Here is a 16,077-nt window from a genome sequence, read left to right as displayed (position 1 = left end):
TAAACTTATTGTTAGAGCGAACCAGATTGCTTGGCAGGAGCTAAAAAAAATGGCAGCCTAAAATTGATCGTGCGTAACATGAGTGATAATGTAAAACAGGACAGAAAACTTCTCCTTAGCTTAGTTCAAAATAATGGAACTGATGTTTTACATGATGACGATGAAACTTTAAGACCGTTTTTGAATTCTTATCTTAAATTTAGGACCTTCAAAGACACCTTGGAAGGTAAGATCAAGGAATCGGCTGATAAACTTCTTGACCAAGTTGAGTCATTTTTCTTAGAGAATAACCCAGGCCAACCAAACCTTAATCAACTTCAACGAGTTTTGGATAAAACCTATGATTTTTTACAACATCCGTCTAATGATGCAAACGTCAATGATTATTCTGCTTTCCTGCAATCCGCTCTGAAAAGTAAATCCTCTGGCATGCAGTTGTTAGGTAAGCTGATGATGGCTCTCGCAATCGTCGTTGCAGGAGTTTCTATAGCTCTAGGATTAACCGGAGTAGGTACTATTCCTGCTGTGAGCGTTGGTTTGGCAGCAGCTGGTTTGTTTGCAGTGGGAGCGACTCTTACTACAAGACAATCCGAAGAAGATAAAGAAAATAAAGAACTCATCCAACACTTTAAGTCTAAACTTTAATAAAAGTGGTTGTTCTTTACAGTCTTTTGACCACTAAAGTATCCCGGGGTGGGCTTTTGCATTAAATGAAAACCCGGGATACGACTCTGTGAGCCTCCTCCCGGGCTGCAATATAAGAATTTTTGCGATACTCCATGTAGCGTAATGAATGCACCTTTATTTGTAGCCTGTATTAGCTGGTAGCCTTGATGCAGCGCAAGCGAAATCAAGGAATTACTCGACAAATCCATCCATAGGCTCAAACACCAAGTTAGCCCAATGCCTGGTTTTTTTTTCTGTTCTTAAAATAGAGAATAATTTAATGCACAGCGTACCAAAAACCTTGATTTCGCTAACGCTACATCAAGGCTACCAGCCACCAGCTTTGTGCCTAAATCTTAGTATTGGTAGCCTTGATGCAGCGCAAGCGAAATCAAGGAATTACTCTCCCAATCTCCCCATAGGCTCAAACACCGAGTTAGCCCAATGTCTGTTTTTTTTCCTGTTCTTAAAAGAGAGAATAATTTAATGTGCGGTATATCAAAAACCTTGATTTCGCTAACGCTGCATCAAGGCCACCAGCCACCAGCTTTACAGTCTTTTAACCATTAATGTAGCCTGTATTAGACGAAGTCGTAATACAGGAAGGCTTTTTCAGTTTTTGTCTTCCTAATTATCATCAATTTTTCCGTTTTTAACGAAGTGGCATAAAAAATTGATCCAAATCTGCTTCGGTCAGGGCCATACTTTTGGAGGAATCCGAAGATAAAATACCATCCACTAACATTCGCTTTCTCTCCTGCATCCCTAAAATGGCCTCTTCAACAGTTCCTGATGTTATCAGTTTATAGACAAACACGGGATTTTCCTGCCCTATTCGGTGGGTTCTATCAGTGGCTTGATCTTCAACAGCGGGATTCCACCAGGGATCGTAGTGAATGACGGTATCAGCTCGTGTTAAATTCAGCCCTGTACCACCAGCTTTTAAACTAATAAGAAAAATAGGAATGGAGCCTTGCTGGAATTGGTCGACCAAAGCCTGTCTGTTTTGTGTCTGACCCGTCAGTTTCAAATAATTGTATTTTCTCTGGTTGAGTTGTTCTTCGATTAACTCGAGCATAGAGGTGAATTGTGAAAAAACCAAAACTCGTCTCCCCTCTTCCACCAAATTATCGAGAAGCTCCATCAAGGCATCAAGTTTAGTGGAAGTACCGTGTGCAATAGATGCTTCAGGTAAAGACAATAATCTGGGATCACAACAAACTTGGCGTAATTTTAATAAGGCATCCAGTAATACGATATGGCTTTTGCCTAATCCTTGTTTGGCAATTGCTTCTCTGACTTTTTTTTCCATGCTCATCCGAATGGCTTCATAGAGATCCCGTTGTGCGCCTGCAATCTCTACAGTACGCATTATTTCCGTTTTGGGTGGAAGCTCACTGGCAACTTCATTTTTAGTTCGCCTCAACATGAATGGCTTGACTCGTCGGGCTAATAACTCTCTGCGCTCCAGATCGGCATGTTTTTCTATGGGGGTTCTAAACCAAAGTCTGAACTGTTTTGCATCACCAAGCAAACCTGGCATTAAAAAGTGGAACAAGGACCACAGTTCACCCAAATGATTTTCTAAAGGGGTTCCAGTAAGACACAAACGATGAGTTGCATTTAATTGCTGAATGATTTGGGTAGTTTTAGTTCGCGCATTTTTAATAAATTGCGCTTCATCAAGAATAAGATAGTAAAAGTGATAGTTTATAAATTTTTCTTTATCCCTATGAATTAAGCCATAAGTTGAAATCACTAGATCATAATCATCAAAACTGTCCAGATGCCTGTCGCTTCCATGATAAGCCACAACAGACAGGTCAGGAGCAAATCGTTTCGCCTCAGCCAGCCAGTTACCAACCAGGCTGGTTGGCGCAACAATCAAGGTGGCTTTGGTCAGACGCCCTTGCTCTTTTTCGTAGAGTAAATGTGCCAGAGTCTGTACCGTCTTACCCAAGCCCATATCATCGGCCAAAACACCACTAAACTGACTTGTACGTAAAAATTGCAGCCAATTAAGGCCATAATGTTGGTAGTCACGCAACTCAGCATTTAATCCAGCCGGTTGCGTTACTTGGGGTAAATTGCTTTGCGTAATTAATTGAGTTAATTGTTTGCGCAGCTGCTCCGCACCTTGCCATCGTGCTTTTGTAGCGGCCAAGGCCAACTCGGCTTCCTGCATCAAAATGAATTGAAATTTATTAATTTTTAGTTGCTGATGCTCGTCAATTTGCCGTAATCCGAATTGTAACAACAAGCGAATCAGAGGTTTAATCCGTCCCATTTGCAATTGCAGAAAACGCCCATCCTCCAAAGGGAGATGGACACGCTGGTCATCAGGTAATCCCTCCAAATCACTGCCGCTGTATTTTTGGATTAACTCGGCAACCAAGGGCACAATGCTTACAGTCCGACCATCAACCAAAATACCCAACTGATATGAAAAGAAATCCGTGGTACTTTCCTGAATATCGGAAAACCACTCCACTTCTTCAGCACTTATCACTTCTTGATAGAGGGTGCTTTTAAATTCTACTCGCCATCCTTGCTTTTTCAAATAAGGCAATGCGTTGGAGTAAAAAGGTTCAAGATCAGCCACAGTCTCGACCTTGGCAAAAACAAAATACTCCTGCATAGCCAGATCCCAGTGGTATGCTTCCCATGGAGTCATAGGCCTTAGTTCAACAGCACGTTGCAGCTGATCCAGTTTTAACTGCTCAAAATCATCATCTCTTTTGTACTCAACCAAAAGACCTTCATCTTGATGCATCACGCTAGAACAGGGTTCGTCAAAAGGAATAATCACGCCATTGTAATCAAAACAAACTTTTGCAATAAATAACCCATGGAGATCTGCGTCCTCCTCATACAGCCAGGATTCTTCATCATCAAATTCGTTAGTAGCGTCTAAAATCAAAACAGGTACAGGCTCCATTTCTCTGACTTCACGAGTGTTGAACACATGTGGCGTAGGAAATTCAGGGCATGTCTTCTTCATTTTTTTTGCCAGCAATGCCGCTTGATCAACAGGTATGGGAGGAGCATCCAGAAGATGGCGCAATTGTCTTACTGGATAAGGGGTAACTAATCGGCCCATCACTGAACAGGAATAGTCAAAATACCAACTCTCATCAATAAGTAAAGGCTCAAGCTCTTCTCCATCATGCATTAATTTCAAGCTTTGATTACCGTTCGCAGCCAAAACCCATTCGCAAGTACCGTTTAAGGTATTCCCCAAGGCCACGGGCATTTCATCGTAATCAATAAAAAAAGCACGTCCTGTAGTAATAATTTTTTCCAATAATTCCGAATTACGAATCGCTAACTGTTCAAACCAACCGGATGAACCGCTTTTAAACAACAATTGGGCGACTATCTCTTCATCATGATCCATAAAGTGTTGTTTCTTGGATTCAGCCAAAGTGTTAAAAACAATTTTTTTGCCATATCCACCACGCTTTAAAATTTTAGCCAGAGCAAGTTTGATGGAAACTTTATGTTCATAGCCCGAAAGTTTTACAGAAATCAAATAGGTTAGGTGATGCGTGGGTTCATGTTTTTTTGACGCAACTTCTTCTTGAGCACGAAGATTTTTGAGCCAAACATCGAGTTTTTTATCCAATTTACCGGAAGCATGAGACTGAGGATTCATTTGTTCTCTATCCCTCAGCGCAAACAGACAGGCAGCCGCATGTTTGCAATTGCTTTGATAGGGGCATGAACAACGAGCAGCTTTACCAGGCCACATTTTTAAATCCATGTGAATGTCATAAATCTGACTGCTGCTCCCTTTTACCCGCCCTTTTAGCAAGCCATCACTCAAACGAATGTTAAGTACTTGGCCATTTTGAAAATATTCCAGTCCCCGAATCAGGGTTTTGGACTCAAAAACATCAGGCATCTTGGAGAGTGCTTCATTCAGCATAAATTATAATTCACCAGGCAAAGGTCTTCATTGTAGTCAATTTTGATGCAAAATAACACTACAGAGCATTAATCCACAAAAAACTTGATTTAGTCTTAAGATTATTTGGGCTTTTCACCTTAATCCTGCCTGGCAAGGATACAGTAGCAAAGAGTTACCTTTAATCGTTTATACGATACAATAGCAGACAAATTACCCTATAAATCTTCTGACATGCAAACAAATCTCAAGCTTTTGATGGCGCAAATCAATCCAAAGGTCGGTGCCATTAAATCTAATGAAACGCAAATCATAGAACTTATTGAAGCCCACCAAAAAGACTACGATGTACTTGTTTTTCCAGAACTGGCACTTACCGGTTACCCACCCGAGGATTTATTATTTCGTCAGGATTTTTTTCAGGCAGTTAATGAAAGCTTGCACCGAATTCAATCAATCACTCAGGGCTGTTATGTGTTAATAGGTCATCCTGCGTTAAAAAAAGAGTGCCGTTACAACAGTATGAGCATATTTCATCGAGGGCAAAAAATCCGAGAATACCATAAACAAAAATTACCCAATTATCATGTATTCGATGAGGCACGTTATTTCACCCCGGGACCAAGCGATCCGTGCACGTTAACTGTGAAACAGCACAAGCTGGGAATTTGCATTTGCGAAGACTTATGGCAACCTGGCCCAGTCGATAATCTGATTGATGCTGGAGTCGATACCATAATCAGCCTGAATGCGTCCCCATTTGATTATCATAAGTATACTGCCCGAGTAGAGCTCTTGCGAACTTACGCCCAAAAAGGAATTGCGCTCATTTACGTTAACCAGACCGGTGGGCAGGATGAATTGTTATTCGATGGGCAATCATTTGCTATGGATAAAACAGGCACTGTATGCGCTCTTGCGCCCGCTTTTGAAGAACACTTATGTTCTGTTGATCTGTCGCAACACGAGGTTGTCGGTCATTTAACTCCCCTTTTGTCTCAAGAAGCATTAATCTACAAAGGATTAGTCTGCGGTACTCGAGACTACGTTAAAAAAAATAACTTTAAAGGTGTATTGCTTGGGCTTTCTGGAGGTATTGATTCGGCCTTAACCCTAAGCATTGCGGTTGATGCTTTAGGTTCTGAACACGTTCACGCTGTGATGATGCCCTCACGATATACCGCCGCAATAAGTAAGGAAGATGCATTACAACAACTCAATACCCTGCACGTTTCTCATACCACACTTTCTATTGAGCCTATATTCAATACTGTATTGGCTGAACTGAATCCGGTTTTTAAAGATTTGGCTCCTGATGCCACAGAAGAAAACATTCAAGCCAGAATTCGCGGCATGCTGCTTATGGCCATGTCTAATAAAAGTGGCAAGATGGTACTGACGACCAGTAACAAAAGCGAGTCCGCAGTAGGCTATGCTACTTTGTACGGCGACATGGCCGGAGGGCTTGCCGTTCTCAAAGACGTGTTAAAAACGCAAGTCTATCAGTTAGCGCATTACCGAAATTCCCTCTCCCCCGTAATCCCTGAACGAGTCATTACTCGAGCGCCATCTGCTGAATTAAGAGAAAATCAAACCGATCAAGACAGCCTGCCCGATTACTCTATTCTGGATGCAATAATTGTCGCCTACATGGAACATCGATTAAGCCCTGCTGAAATTATTAATCAAGGATTCAAACCTGAAGAAGTCAATAAAGTCATTCGATTGATTAAACACAATGAATACAAACGCCGTCAGGCTGCTCCTGGAATCAAGATCAGCCCAATGGCATTTGGTAAGGATTGGCGTTATCCCATAACCAACGGTTTTCAATAAGTCGGACCTAAACAACGTATTTAATTGAAACTGGAAATCTCAATTAAATACGTGTCGCACGTTAAGTTACTTAAACAACTGGTGTCGATGATTGAGCAAGGGCACATTCATCTGGCGTTGTATCATCTTTTGTTCCAACAACAACTTTAGCGATGTTACTGTAGGAACCCAAATTAAGTTTTCCTGGTAATGGGGTACTGGTATGTGGTTCTTCATCTACCGGCTGTGATTGTGCCGCATGCGAACCCTCTTCTCCACCAAGGCATTTATTTATGTGTGCAAATAGACTCAAATTCAGTCTGTTAACATGCACTGCCTTTTTCTCGGGTTCAATGACAAGCTGACTTTTTTTATCCAGACACCGCATTAACTCAATTTTAAAATCATCCATACCTATTGCTTTTGTGGTATTAACAGACAACAAACAGGATCTGAGTTGATAGATGTGTTCCTCAGTTAAATCAGGCTGTTGGTATAGCCAGTGGTGCATTTCAGGATAGTCTTCAAGAGTAATCACCTTTTCTGTGCCCATGGCATTAATCCAACACAAAGAATAAACGCCTCCAGAAAAACCACGCAATACAAAAGTTTTCAAATTCCCAGCAATTACTAATTCCTCATTACTCATTTCCTTATTGGTTCTGGGATTTTTGGGATTAACCAATACCTGAACCTCGTCAAAAAAAAGGTCTAGCGCTTTCATGCATTCCCTTTTTAAACGCCTCATGGTCAGCGCCGTTATTTCACTGACATCATCCGAATGATGATGTGCAAGCAAATCCACCAACTCACTGCTTTCCTGAAGTCTGAATGCTTTGCCGAATACATTAATCCAATGCAATTGCCAACTCGCTTCATTTCTATCAATACAAAAATGAATTTTATCAGTAAATCTTTGGGCAGAGCCTATCGCCTCATCTAAATGACACGCTATCAGGATATTATCTGCTGTACGCTGCATACCAAGTTGGGTGTTTTTAAGTTCTGTTTCCTTCGCCAGGATTTGTTTTTTGTTGTACTCATGGTCTTTAAGCAAGAAATCAATTTTTTCTGTCATTAATTCAGAAACACGTTCTATAACTACGTACCTGTTAATATCAGTCAAAGGGGCATAGCCTGGAACACCAGCAATTAATTCCTCGAGTAAGTAATAATTAAAAGACCCAACATTCCATTGTCCCCTGCTTACTAATAATCTGATTTCCTGCAACTGGGTCACAGTGTTGCGTAATTGTCCCATACTTCTGATTGCCAGATCCACGTCTGGGCCTCTTGTGCGGGAATATTGATAAACCCATCCTACAAACCAGGATTGAATCGGTTGATTGTATTTTATTTTAGCTATTTCACATGCATTAATTAACGCATCACGACCTTGATCCGATTCATCAGAAATACGAGCCAGTAATTTATCAACGAAATCAACCAGATGATCTAGAATGACGGATTTTTTTTTACCATCCTTGAGCGGCATATAAGCTCCTTTTTATGTCCACCTTTCATATTACCTCAATAATTTTTTTATACAAGCAACAAAATTCTTAAACGCAATTGCCCATTTAATTATAGAGTGTATTAAAAGAAGTGCCATGCACAATTAAATATTCAATGCTGTTTATCGTACTTTTTAAGAAGACTTGCAAATTTAAAGTAAATCGCTAACATGGTTTAGTTTGCAAACAATAATAAAGGGATGTTATGAGAATTTCACTAATTTCAGCGGCTTTATTAGCCAGTAGCCTCGCCTCAGCAGCAACTCCGGTTGATGGTTGGTACTCTAGCGTATTCGGTGGTTATACCTATTTACCAGGAAACATCAATAACTACTCTGATCTATACATACATCGTGGCCAAGCCAGCTATAACAATGGCTACAATGTCGGAGGACGAATAGGATATCAAAGCAACCCCCTTCGCTATGAAGTTGAATACACTTATCTGCGAGGTAATTTGCAGAAATTTGATATCAATTACATCAACCAGCTTGATGTATCAGGTTATTCATCGGGTAACTTGCTCATGGCCAATATTTATTACGATTTTCCTGAAATGTTGCCGGCAATTTCCCCCTATTTAGGTCTGGGTATTGGTTATGCCTACCTGCAAGCAAGTCTTGCCAGTTCGGGTCCTGTGACACCCAGCTTTTTTTCCATAAGCGACAGTGCTTTTGCCTATCAGGGAACCTTGGGCATTACTTATAATTTTGCTGAAAATTATGCTGTAAATCTGGCATATCGCTACGTAGCAACGGATACCCCCGCAAGCTTTGGCACAAACTTCCAGGCGCATCTTGCAAGTGTGGGAGCGGTTTATCGTTTTGATCAGGTCAATTACAAGTAAGGATTTTTAATGAAGCATTTTATACCACTGGGTTTAATCTCAAACCTGCTCATCAGCAGCTCTGCTTTTGCCGTAAACCCTCAACAAGGATTTTATTTTGGTCTGCTCGGAGAAATAAGCACGGGACCTGCAACTCATGAGATTGCGTTCGTTGAACCTTCTGATCCAACAGTTTGGGTGGGACGAGTGAATAATACCCGAGTTGGCGGCGGTGGCGGCATGATGTTAGGCTATCGTTATCATCAATTCAGAGTTGAGGGTGAGTTCCTCTATAACTGGAATGGATCAGGCTCTGTAGATATTGATGACTGTACTTTATTAAGCCCCGTAGTCCAGACTCCAACAGGCATTTGTCCTCAGGACCATTTCCAGGCAAACAGTCTTGGTTTTAATGGCAGTGTAGCTACCATGTACGGCCTGGCGAATATCTATTGGGATTTTATTGACTATGAGAGTAACAATACAGGTGTATTTCCTTACGCAGGATTAGGCATAGGTTATGCCCGTGTTACCAGCCGAGGCAATTTCACCAGAAATTATTACACTCTTGACGTAAGCTCTAATGGTTCAAGCCGCTCCTTTACCAGTGAAGCAGCACAAGGCATTGTTGGTGTAGGGCTGTTTATGGATGATTTCACCTGGGCTGGAATGGACTACCGCTATCTGACAACCAATACGTTAAAAGATTATGGCAATAAGCGATATGCTATTAATTCGCTCAACTTTACCATCACCTCATCTTTTGACAGAAGCAGCGGCTAAGCGCTTCTCCTGTGTTTACCCTGAGGCTCTTGCCACAGGGTAACAAAAAGAACCATGATCATAGGCCCTGCAAATAGCCCCAGTAATCCCAGAGTCTCCACACCACCTAAAATACCAAATAATACTGCCAGAAAAGGCAATTGTATCGCCCCGCCTATCATTACTGGTTTCACAAAATGATCGGCTACAAACATCACCAATGTTCCCCAAACCAAAACAACTATGGCGCTAATTAAACTGCCCACAGAAAGTAAAACCAGCGCTACGATGATAAATACTATAGGCACAACGAAAGGAATCATGGCTGCCAACGCAGTGATAAATCCGGTTAATGTAGGTGCAGGAAAACCAACCAGTGCATAACACACTCCCATCAGCACACCCACACCAATTCCAACGACTATAGTTCCATTAACTGTGGCTCTTAATGCTCTTGGCAGCCTATCGGCATAACGATACCAGCGAGTACCCAGACAATATTCACCCACGTGGTGAATCTGGAGCAGTAATTTATCCCCATCACGATAAAAAAAGAACAACGTTAACAGAGTAAATCCTACTTGAACACTTCTATGAGCCAGATTAAATCCAATCTGTTTGATATAGTAACTCGCTGGGGTCAGAGTGACGTGCAGATTGGATAGGAATCCTTTAATATTACCGGGTTTACCTATATTTTCATCCCAATAATGGACCAACTCATTGCCAATAAACGGGATATTTTTAAAAAATTCAGGAGCCGCCCCACCGTCTTTGTTGATTTGTTGCAAAAAATTTACGAAGAGTTGCGATTCTTTGATGAGTATTCCAACCAACCAACTCAAAGGAATCAAAAACAATAACCCCATAAGCGATGTAAAGAGTAATGCGGAAAGATCTGCTCGTGCACCAAAGAATTGACGCCATCTCTTATACATAGGATAAGTGGCGATAGCGATGATCGCAGCCCAGATCATTGAAGGTATAAATTTGTGCACAATGAAAATGGAAAGGGCGACGATACTGACAGTCAATCCCATACTAATCAATTCTTTATGATTTTCGTTCATGCAGAAAAACTCCAGACCAGGGCTTGCATAATGAGCCACGCCGGTACCGCAGCAGCAACGTCATCGATCATGATGCCTAAACCACCATGTATTTTTTGATCCAGATAACGAATAGGCTGAGGTTTCCAAATATCAAAAAGCCGGAATAAAATGAAACCGGCAATCATCCAGAATACCCCTTGAGGGACTAAAAACATAGTCAACAAATAGCCTACAACCTCATCCCAAACTATGCCCTTGTAATCATGCACACCTAAATCGCTGGATACTTTATCACTAACCCACACACCCAATACAAAAGCAAGAACAGTCAAAAACAGGTACACACCCCAGTGCGTGTTCATCATCAACAAATACAGTGGCACAGCAGCAAGAGTACCCCAGGTCCCGGGGGCCACAGGCATCAGACCGCTGCCAAATCCAAACGCTATAAAGTAGGCAGGATCTTGCCAGACACGATTAACCCAATTAACCTGTTTCATAGTTTATTAATCCAATTTAGAAATGAGAATAACCCGCCGGTTTTAATTCGTGCACGCACTCGTCAGAGTGTTTCATTCTTAAGCCAGGGCGCTCTTCGATAACGCCAACAGCATAACACTGCAGATTTAATTCGCCCAATTTCTGGTGTAACTCGTCCAAACGAGCCGCATTAACCGTAAAACATAATTCATAATCATCCCCTCCTCTTAACGCCAGGTCAATATCTTCCTTACCTAAATATTGGGTTAAGAGAGGATGGATGGGAATAGCGGTTTTATTTAAACAGGCACCAATACCACTGGCACGGCAAATATGATTTAGATCAGCACTTAACCCATCGGAAATATCTATGGCTGATGTCGCATACTCACGCAATAAATCAATTAAATCAACACGAGGTTCGGGATGCAACAATTTGTGCATTAAGTCCGTTTTTTCCTTAGCAGGAATCTTTTCTTCATGAAGCATTTTGACAGCTAGAGCAGCAGCACCCAAAAGACCAGAAACCAAAATAATATCGCCTGGTCTGGCTCCACCCCGTTTAAGGGCTTTATTATGTGGAGCAATACCCATCACCGTCAAGGTAATCGATAAAGGGCCTCGAGTGGTATCCCCACCTATCAAGTCAATATTAAATCGACTCAATGAATCAGTTAAACCTTTTGCAAAAGCTTCAAGCCAGGATTCTTGTATATCAGGAAGCGTTAATGCCAAAGTCATATAACGAGGCTCAGCTGCCATAGCGGCCATATCGCTTACATTAACCATCACCGCTTTACAGGCTATATCATAAGGATCCCATTCTGGTAGAAAATGTACCCCTGAAACCAGGGTGTCTGTACTAACCAGTAGATCATATCCTTTAGGAAGGCGCAAGCAGGCAGCATCATCCCCTATTCCGTAAACAACGTCTTTATGGCGAACAGGGAAGGATTTGAAATAATGATCAATCAGAGCAAATTCATCCATTATCAAGGCTGATTTCTACTGTACGCACCTTTTGTGCCAGATTATTCAAAACACCATTGACATAACGGTGCCCATCTTGCGAACCAAATTCTTTAGTCAATGAAATAGACTCATCAAGAACTACCTTGTAAGGAATTTCGGGGCAATGAAAAAGCTCAAATGAACCAATACGCAGTACGGTCAATTCCACAGGGTTCAGGCCACTAATTTCTCGGTCAAGGAAAGGAGAAAAACTGGCCTCCAAAGCCTCAGCATGGGCAGGTACACCATGCAGTAAACGGGTAAAATAATCCCCATCCACTTTATCCATATTATTAATAACTCGAAACTGTGCTTCGATTTCGTAAAGATCAGATCCTGACATGTGCCATTGATACAATGCCTGTAAGGCTAATTTGCGTGCTTTTCTTTTACCACTTATTGATTGATTTTCCACATATACCTCTTAATTTTACATAACCTGAAATTCAAGCCTGTACTACTTCAAAAAAAATATTCACAAGAACTACAAGGGGCTTGGTATTCAGAGCAATACACTACACCCAATCGAGATCACATTGCATTAGAAAGAACCTGCTCCCAGGGCAAACGCATCTAAATTATGAACATAAATCTCCACCCTTTTGCCTACGTCCTGCGCTTTATGCGCAGGATCCATGCGATCTTAGTGCAGGCAAAGATCTGGATTCTGCGCATAAAGCGCAGAACGTAGGCATCTTGGTCTTAGATAATACGTTTAGATGCGTTTACCCTGAACCTGCTCCAACACATAGAGAGAAAGCCGAACCTACTCTTTATCATTTTTCATTTGATCGATAGTCTGCCTGAAATCACTGACATCTTTAAAGCGTTTGTATACCGATGCAAAGCGAACGTAAGCAACATGATCGAGTCTGAAAAGCTCTTTCATAACAAGCTCGCCAATAAGCTGTGAATCGACTTCCCGCTCGCCTCTGCGACGAATTTCCTGAGTAATTGCAATAATTGCTTCTTCAAGACTGTCAACGCTTACTGGCCTCTTTTCCAAAGCCCGCAGCATACCCGAACGCAAATTAGCAATACTAAACGGTTCTCGTCTGCCGTCACGCTTGATTATCTGAGGCATAATCAGCTCTGCAGTCTCGAAAGTAGTAAAGCGCTCATGGCACAAGAGACATTCCCGCCGTCTCCGCACCTGAGCGCCATCAGCGACCAAACGAGAATCAACAACTTTGGTTTCTTCCGCATGACAAAAAGGACAGTACATGATTAACCATAAACCGGAAAATCACGGCACAAAAGTAAAACCTGGTTTTTCACCCGTGCATTGATTGTTTCATCGTTTATATTATCAAGAATGTCAGCTACCCAATGAGACAAGAGAGTGATTTCTTTCTCCTTAAACCCTCGAGTCGTTGCCGCAGGCGTTCCCAACCGTAACCCGCTGGTTACAAAAGGCGAACGAGGATCATTAGGTACCGAATTTTTATTAACGGTAATATTGGCTTTACCCAAAGCAGCATCAGCTTCTTTACCGGTAATGTTCTTGTTGATCAAATCCACCAGCAACAGATGATTATCCGTTCCTCCGGAAACTATGGAATAACCCCTGCTTTGCAACACGTCACACATTGTTTTTGCATTAGTTACAACCTGCTGCTGATATGCTTTAAACTCAGGTAACAAGGCTTCAGCAAACGCTACCGCCTTTGCAGCAATCACATGCATCAAAGGGCCACCTTGCATTCCAGGAAAAACGGCAGAATTTAACTTTTTCTCAATTTCCTCATTTGCTCTGCACAGGATCAAACCGCCTCTGGGGCCTCTTAAGGTTTTGTGTGTGGTGGTAGTTACCACGTCGGCGTAAGGTACAGGAGAAGGATAGAGTCCTGCGGCAACCAAACCGGCAATATGCGCCATATCGGCCATCAAATAAGCGCCCACCTTATCGGCAATAATCCTGAATCGTTCCCAATCCAGAACTCGCGAGTAAGCTGAAAAACCGGCAATGATTAATTTGGGTTTATGTTCAAGAGCAAGTTGCTCTAAAGCGTCGTAATCAATCAAACCTGTATTGACATCAATGCCGTATTCTACAGCATGGTATAATTTGCCAGAAAAATTGACCTTGGAACCATGAGTCAAGTGACCACCATGCGGCAGCGACATCCCCATAAACACATCTCCTGGAGATAATAAGGCCATCATAACAGAGGCATTAGCCTGAGAGCCTGAATGGGGTTGCACATTAACATAACTCGCATTAAATAGTTTTTTTGCCCTTGCAATCGCCAGCTCTTCAGCAATATCTACATACTCGCATCCACCATAATAACGTTTTCCGGGATAACCTTCTGCGTATTTATTGGTCAGAACCGAACCCTGTGCCTGTAACACTCGGGGGCTCACATAATTTTCAGAAGCGATGAGCTCTATATGATCTTCCTGGCGACGTTTTTCATTGTTAATAGCTTGAAAAAGCGCATCATCAAAATGTTCTATGGTATAACTTTCATCAAACATGGGTGATTCCTTAGCCTGGATGATAACTAGCGTGATTTGACAATTATATCGTTTCTAACGCTTTTCACACCGTCTACTCCAGAAGCAATAATTGCGGCTCGTTGTTTGATTCGTAATGTATCAACAAAGCCACTTAGTTGTACCTCGTCTTTGTACGTCTTGACTTTAACGGCAAAACCATCAGTTCCCAGATGATCAACAAGGCTTGCCTTAACTTTAGTAGTTGTAGTGGTGCTGTCAAGGTATTCGCCCGTACTTTCAGAGTGGGGAGAGGCAGCACAGGCAATAATGATCAGGGAAAAAAATACCACCATCAGCATCTTAAGTGAGTCAATCATAAAGCCTCCTTAAAGAAAAAACCTTACTAGAATACCACAAAATTTATTCAGATACTAAGGGGTATTCGGACACATCCAAGGGCTATCGCCTTAAAATTGCACCCTCATTCCATGTGTTGCGGAGAAGCTCCTGTTAAAGAGACAAGAGCTGCATTAGTGCATTAATCGACATTACGCTTTATACGGATCTGATAGGACCGAATTCTTGCGCATTAAGCCAACTTACAAGAATTCGACCAAAATAAAAAGCAACCCATCAAAAACTGCTGTAAGACAGTCCAAATCTTTTAACGATGGCCATGCGATTTATTTGAATGCGGCTGAACTGCACTACCATTACTCACTCCAGGCGGGAGCTGAGTTGCGCCTCCCTTGGTTTGAGGATGCTTATGGACAGAATGGACATTAGCGGGATTGTTGTGTCCGTGAATGGTTCCTGTATTTCCTCCATGACCATGAACTGTTCCTGCATGTCCAGTATGACCATGTACATTCACCCCACCTTGAGCCTGAGCAGAACGAGGACGAGGCGCAACGACTACCTTATTGGCATAAGGATCGGGATGCCCATGATAAACACCGGCTGCTCTGACAGGTCTGTACATTGGGTGGGCATGATAATAACCCTGCGGAGCAACAGGCCTTACTTCAACTCGTGGCGCAGGAACATAATACCCACGATCGTAATAATGCTCTTCGACTACCGTACAAGAACTCAGTAAAGGGAAAAATAAAAGAATGGAGACGAGGTATCTCATAAATAAAACTCCTCAAAATAAAAAAAGGCTCATCAACGATGAACCTTTTTATGGTGATTTATCGAGTGGATAATTCAACTTTTGCTTGTTTCAGATAGGGAACAACACGAATAGTACTGTTTACATTAGTCCAACCGGAGTAAAGCGTGTAATAAGGTGAAGTAATCGTAATGTACATGCCGCTGTGACAATAGAAATTGTAGAACAGGCTGATGTAATGAGGCGACTCGTATCGGTAAATGTTGAAATCTACAGTTGAACCATCGTCAAAAGTACCAAACACAGTAACGTCAGTGAAACTTTGGTTGATGATTTCAATTTGACAATAACCAGGATAAGCTACGCTTTTTTCAATGGACTGTTTGTCTTTGCTATCCGCATTAGGATTCAGGTGCATATTCGCTGCAAAAGCATGAGAAAAGAAACTGAAACACACGACAATCAATAACGACTTCAACTTCATGGTT

Annotated in this window: 15 protein-coding genes; 4 read left to right on the top strand and 11 right to left on the bottom strand. The window is 41.9% G+C overall.

Annotation, left to right across the window (positions count from 1 at the left end):
* Positions 1–78: 78 nt before the first annotated feature.
* Positions 79–645: a hypothetical protein gene (locus Lwor_RS00355; RefSeq protein WP_147279850.1), complete on the top strand. Its 567-nt coding sequence runs from the start codon at positions 79–81 to the stop codon at positions 643–645.
* A 673-nt stretch (positions 646–1,318) separates the two neighbouring features.
* Here Lwor_RS00355 and Lwor_RS00345 read toward each other — a convergent pair.
* Positions 1,319–4,594 carry a DEAD/DEAH box helicase gene (locus Lwor_RS00345; protein ID WP_058491681.1) on the bottom strand — a complete coding sequence of 1,092 codons (3,276 nt, stop codon included), beginning with the start codon at positions 4,592–4,594 and terminating at the stop codon, positions 1,319–1,321.
* Between the two features lie 213 nt (positions 4,595–4,807).
* On the opposite strand from Lwor_RS00345, the gene Lwor_RS00340 reads away from it, so the two are divergent.
* Positions 4,808–6,409, top strand: a complete 1,602-nt coding sequence (locus tag Lwor_RS00340; protein ID WP_058491679.1) for an NAD+ synthase — start codon at positions 4,808–4,810, stop codon at positions 6,407–6,409.
* Positions 6,410–6,479: 70 nt separating this feature from the next.
* Here the strand turns inward: Lwor_RS00340 and Lwor_RS00335 are convergent, their stop codons facing one another.
* Positions 6,480–7,883 carry a hypothetical protein gene (locus tag Lwor_RS00335; RefSeq protein ID WP_058491677.1) on the bottom strand — a complete coding sequence of 468 codons (1,404 nt, stop codon included), beginning with the start codon at positions 7,881–7,883 and terminating at the stop codon, positions 6,480–6,482.
* A gap of 224 nt (positions 7,884–8,107) precedes the next feature.
* Here Lwor_RS00335 and Lwor_RS00330 point away from each other — a divergent pair, with 224 nt between their 5' ends.
* Together Lwor_RS00330 and Lwor_RS00325 are read left to right on the top strand one after the other, a co-directional pair.
* On the top strand, positions 8,108–8,749 hold the full coding sequence (locus tag Lwor_RS00330; protein ID WP_058491675.1) for an outer membrane protein: 642 nt from the start codon (positions 8,108–8,110) through the stop codon (positions 8,747–8,749).
* A gap of 9 nt (positions 8,750–8,758) precedes the next feature.
* Positions 8,759–9,511, top strand: coding sequence for an outer membrane beta-barrel protein (locus Lwor_RS00325; RefSeq protein WP_058491673.1), 753 nt, complete (start codon positions 8,759–8,761; stop codon positions 9,509–9,511).
* Here the strand turns inward: Lwor_RS00325 and Lwor_RS00320 are convergent.
* The 9 genes from Lwor_RS00320 to Lwor_RS00280 all read right to left on the bottom strand — a co-directional run bounded on the left by Lwor_RS00320 (position 9,508) and on the right by Lwor_RS00280 (position 16,073).
* Positions 9,508–10,560, bottom strand: a complete 1,053-nt coding sequence (locus tag Lwor_RS00320) for an AI-2E family transporter (RefSeq protein WP_058491671.1) — start codon at positions 10,558–10,560, stop codon at positions 9,508–9,510. The genes Lwor_RS00325 and Lwor_RS00320 overlap by 4 nt on opposite strands.
* A complete protein-coding gene (locus tag Lwor_RS00315; protein WP_058491669.1) occupies positions 10,557–11,042 on the bottom strand; it encodes a phosphatidylglycerophosphatase A family protein in 486 nt (161 codons plus the stop codon). The genes Lwor_RS00320 and Lwor_RS00315 overlap by 4 nt, the downstream gene beginning before the upstream one ends.
* A gap of 16 nt (positions 11,043–11,058) precedes the next feature.
* The gene (gene thiL, locus Lwor_RS00310; protein WP_058491667.1) at positions 11,059–12,012 is read right to left on the bottom strand and encodes a thiamine-phosphate kinase; all 954 of its coding nucleotides are present in this window, start codon (positions 12,010–12,012) and stop codon (positions 11,059–11,061) included.
* Positions 12,005–12,448, bottom strand: coding sequence for a transcription antitermination factor NusB (gene nusB / locus Lwor_RS00305; RefSeq protein ID WP_058491665.1), 444 nt, complete (start codon positions 12,446–12,448; stop codon positions 12,005–12,007). Before nusB ends, thiL begins: the two co-directional genes overlap by 8 nt.
* A gap of 351 nt (positions 12,449–12,799) precedes the next feature.
* Entirely contained in the window at positions 12,800–13,258 is a 459-nt protein-coding gene (nrdR, locus tag Lwor_RS00300; protein ID WP_058491663.1) for a transcriptional regulator NrdR, read from the bottom strand.
* Between the two features lie 2 nt (positions 13,259–13,260).
* Positions 13,261–14,514: a serine hydroxymethyltransferase gene (gene glyA, locus Lwor_RS00295; protein ID WP_058491661.1), complete on the bottom strand. Its 1,254-nt coding sequence runs from the start codon at positions 14,512–14,514 to the stop codon at positions 13,261–13,263.
* A gap of 26 nt (positions 14,515–14,540) precedes the next feature.
* Positions 14,541–14,852: a BON domain-containing protein gene (locus tag Lwor_RS00290; RefSeq protein WP_058491659.1), complete on the bottom strand. Its 312-nt coding sequence runs from the start codon at positions 14,850–14,852 to the stop codon at positions 14,541–14,543.
* A gap of 287 nt (positions 14,853–15,139) precedes the next feature.
* Entirely contained in the window at positions 15,140–15,610 is a 471-nt protein-coding gene (locus Lwor_RS00285; RefSeq protein WP_058491657.1) for a hypothetical protein, read from the bottom strand.
* A gap of 58 nt (positions 15,611–15,668) precedes the next feature.
* Positions 15,669–16,073 carry a hypothetical protein gene (locus Lwor_RS00280; protein ID WP_058491655.1) on the bottom strand — a complete coding sequence of 135 codons (405 nt, stop codon included), beginning with the start codon at positions 16,071–16,073 and terminating at the stop codon, positions 15,669–15,671.
* Positions 16,074–16,077 lie beyond the last annotated feature (4 nt).

Source organism: Legionella worsleiensis, assembly GCF_001467535.1.
GTDB classification, from domain to species: Bacteria; Pseudomonadota; Gammaproteobacteria; order Legionellales; family Legionellaceae; genus Legionella; species Legionella worsleiensis.
The sequence above is the reverse complement of the archived record's forward strand: the minus strand, read 5'-3'. Positions and strand labels throughout refer to the sequence as shown.

Excerpts from the sequence above, each read along its gene's own strand:
- Lwor_RS00355 (WP_147279850.1), top strand. The coding sequence starts at position 79 with ATGAGTGATAATGTAAAACAGGACAGAAAACTTCTCCTTAGCTTAGTT.
- Lwor_RS00345 (WP_058491681.1), bottom strand. The coding sequence starts at position 4,594 with ATGCTGAATGAAGCACTCTCCAAGATGCCTGATGTTTTTGAGTCCAAA.
- Lwor_RS00340 (WP_058491679.1), top strand. The coding sequence starts at position 4,808 with ATGCAAACAAATCTCAAGCTTTTGATGGCGCAAATCAATCCAAAGGTC.
- Lwor_RS00335 (WP_058491677.1), bottom strand. The coding sequence starts at position 7,883 with ATGCCGCTCAAGGATGGTAAAAAAAAATCCGTCATTCTAGATCATCTG.
- Lwor_RS00330 (WP_058491675.1), top strand. The coding sequence starts at position 8,108 with ATGAGAATTTCACTAATTTCAGCGGCTTTATTAGCCAGTAGCCTCGCC.
- Lwor_RS00325 (WP_058491673.1), top strand. The coding sequence starts at position 8,759 with ATGAAGCATTTTATACCACTGGGTTTAATCTCAAACCTGCTCATCAGC.
- Lwor_RS00320 (WP_058491671.1), bottom strand. The coding sequence starts at position 10,560 with ATGAACGAAAATCATAAAGAATTGATTAGTATGGGATTGACTGTCAGT.
- Lwor_RS00315 (WP_058491669.1), bottom strand. The coding sequence starts at position 11,042 with ATGAAACAGGTTAATTGGGTTAATCGTGTCTGGCAAGATCCTGCCTAC.
- thiL (WP_058491667.1), bottom strand. The coding sequence starts at position 12,012 with ATGGATGAATTTGCTCTGATTGATCATTATTTCAAATCCTTCCCTGTT.
- nrdR (WP_058491663.1), bottom strand. The coding sequence starts at position 13,258 with ATGTACTGTCCTTTTTGTCATGCGGAAGAAACCAAAGTTGTTGATTCT.
- glyA (WP_058491661.1), bottom strand. The coding sequence starts at position 14,514 with ATGTTTGATGAAAGTTATACCATAGAACATTTTGATGATGCGCTTTTT.
- Lwor_RS00290 (WP_058491659.1), bottom strand. The coding sequence starts at position 14,852 with ATGATTGACTCACTTAAGATGCTGATGGTGGTATTTTTTTCCCTGATC.
- Lwor_RS00285 (WP_058491657.1), bottom strand. The coding sequence starts at position 15,610 with ATGAGATACCTCGTCTCCATTCTTTTATTTTTCCCTTTACTGAGTTCT.
- Lwor_RS00280 (WP_058491655.1), bottom strand. The coding sequence starts at position 16,073 with ATGAAGTTGAAGTCGTTATTGATTGTCGTGTGTTTCAGTTTCTTTTCT.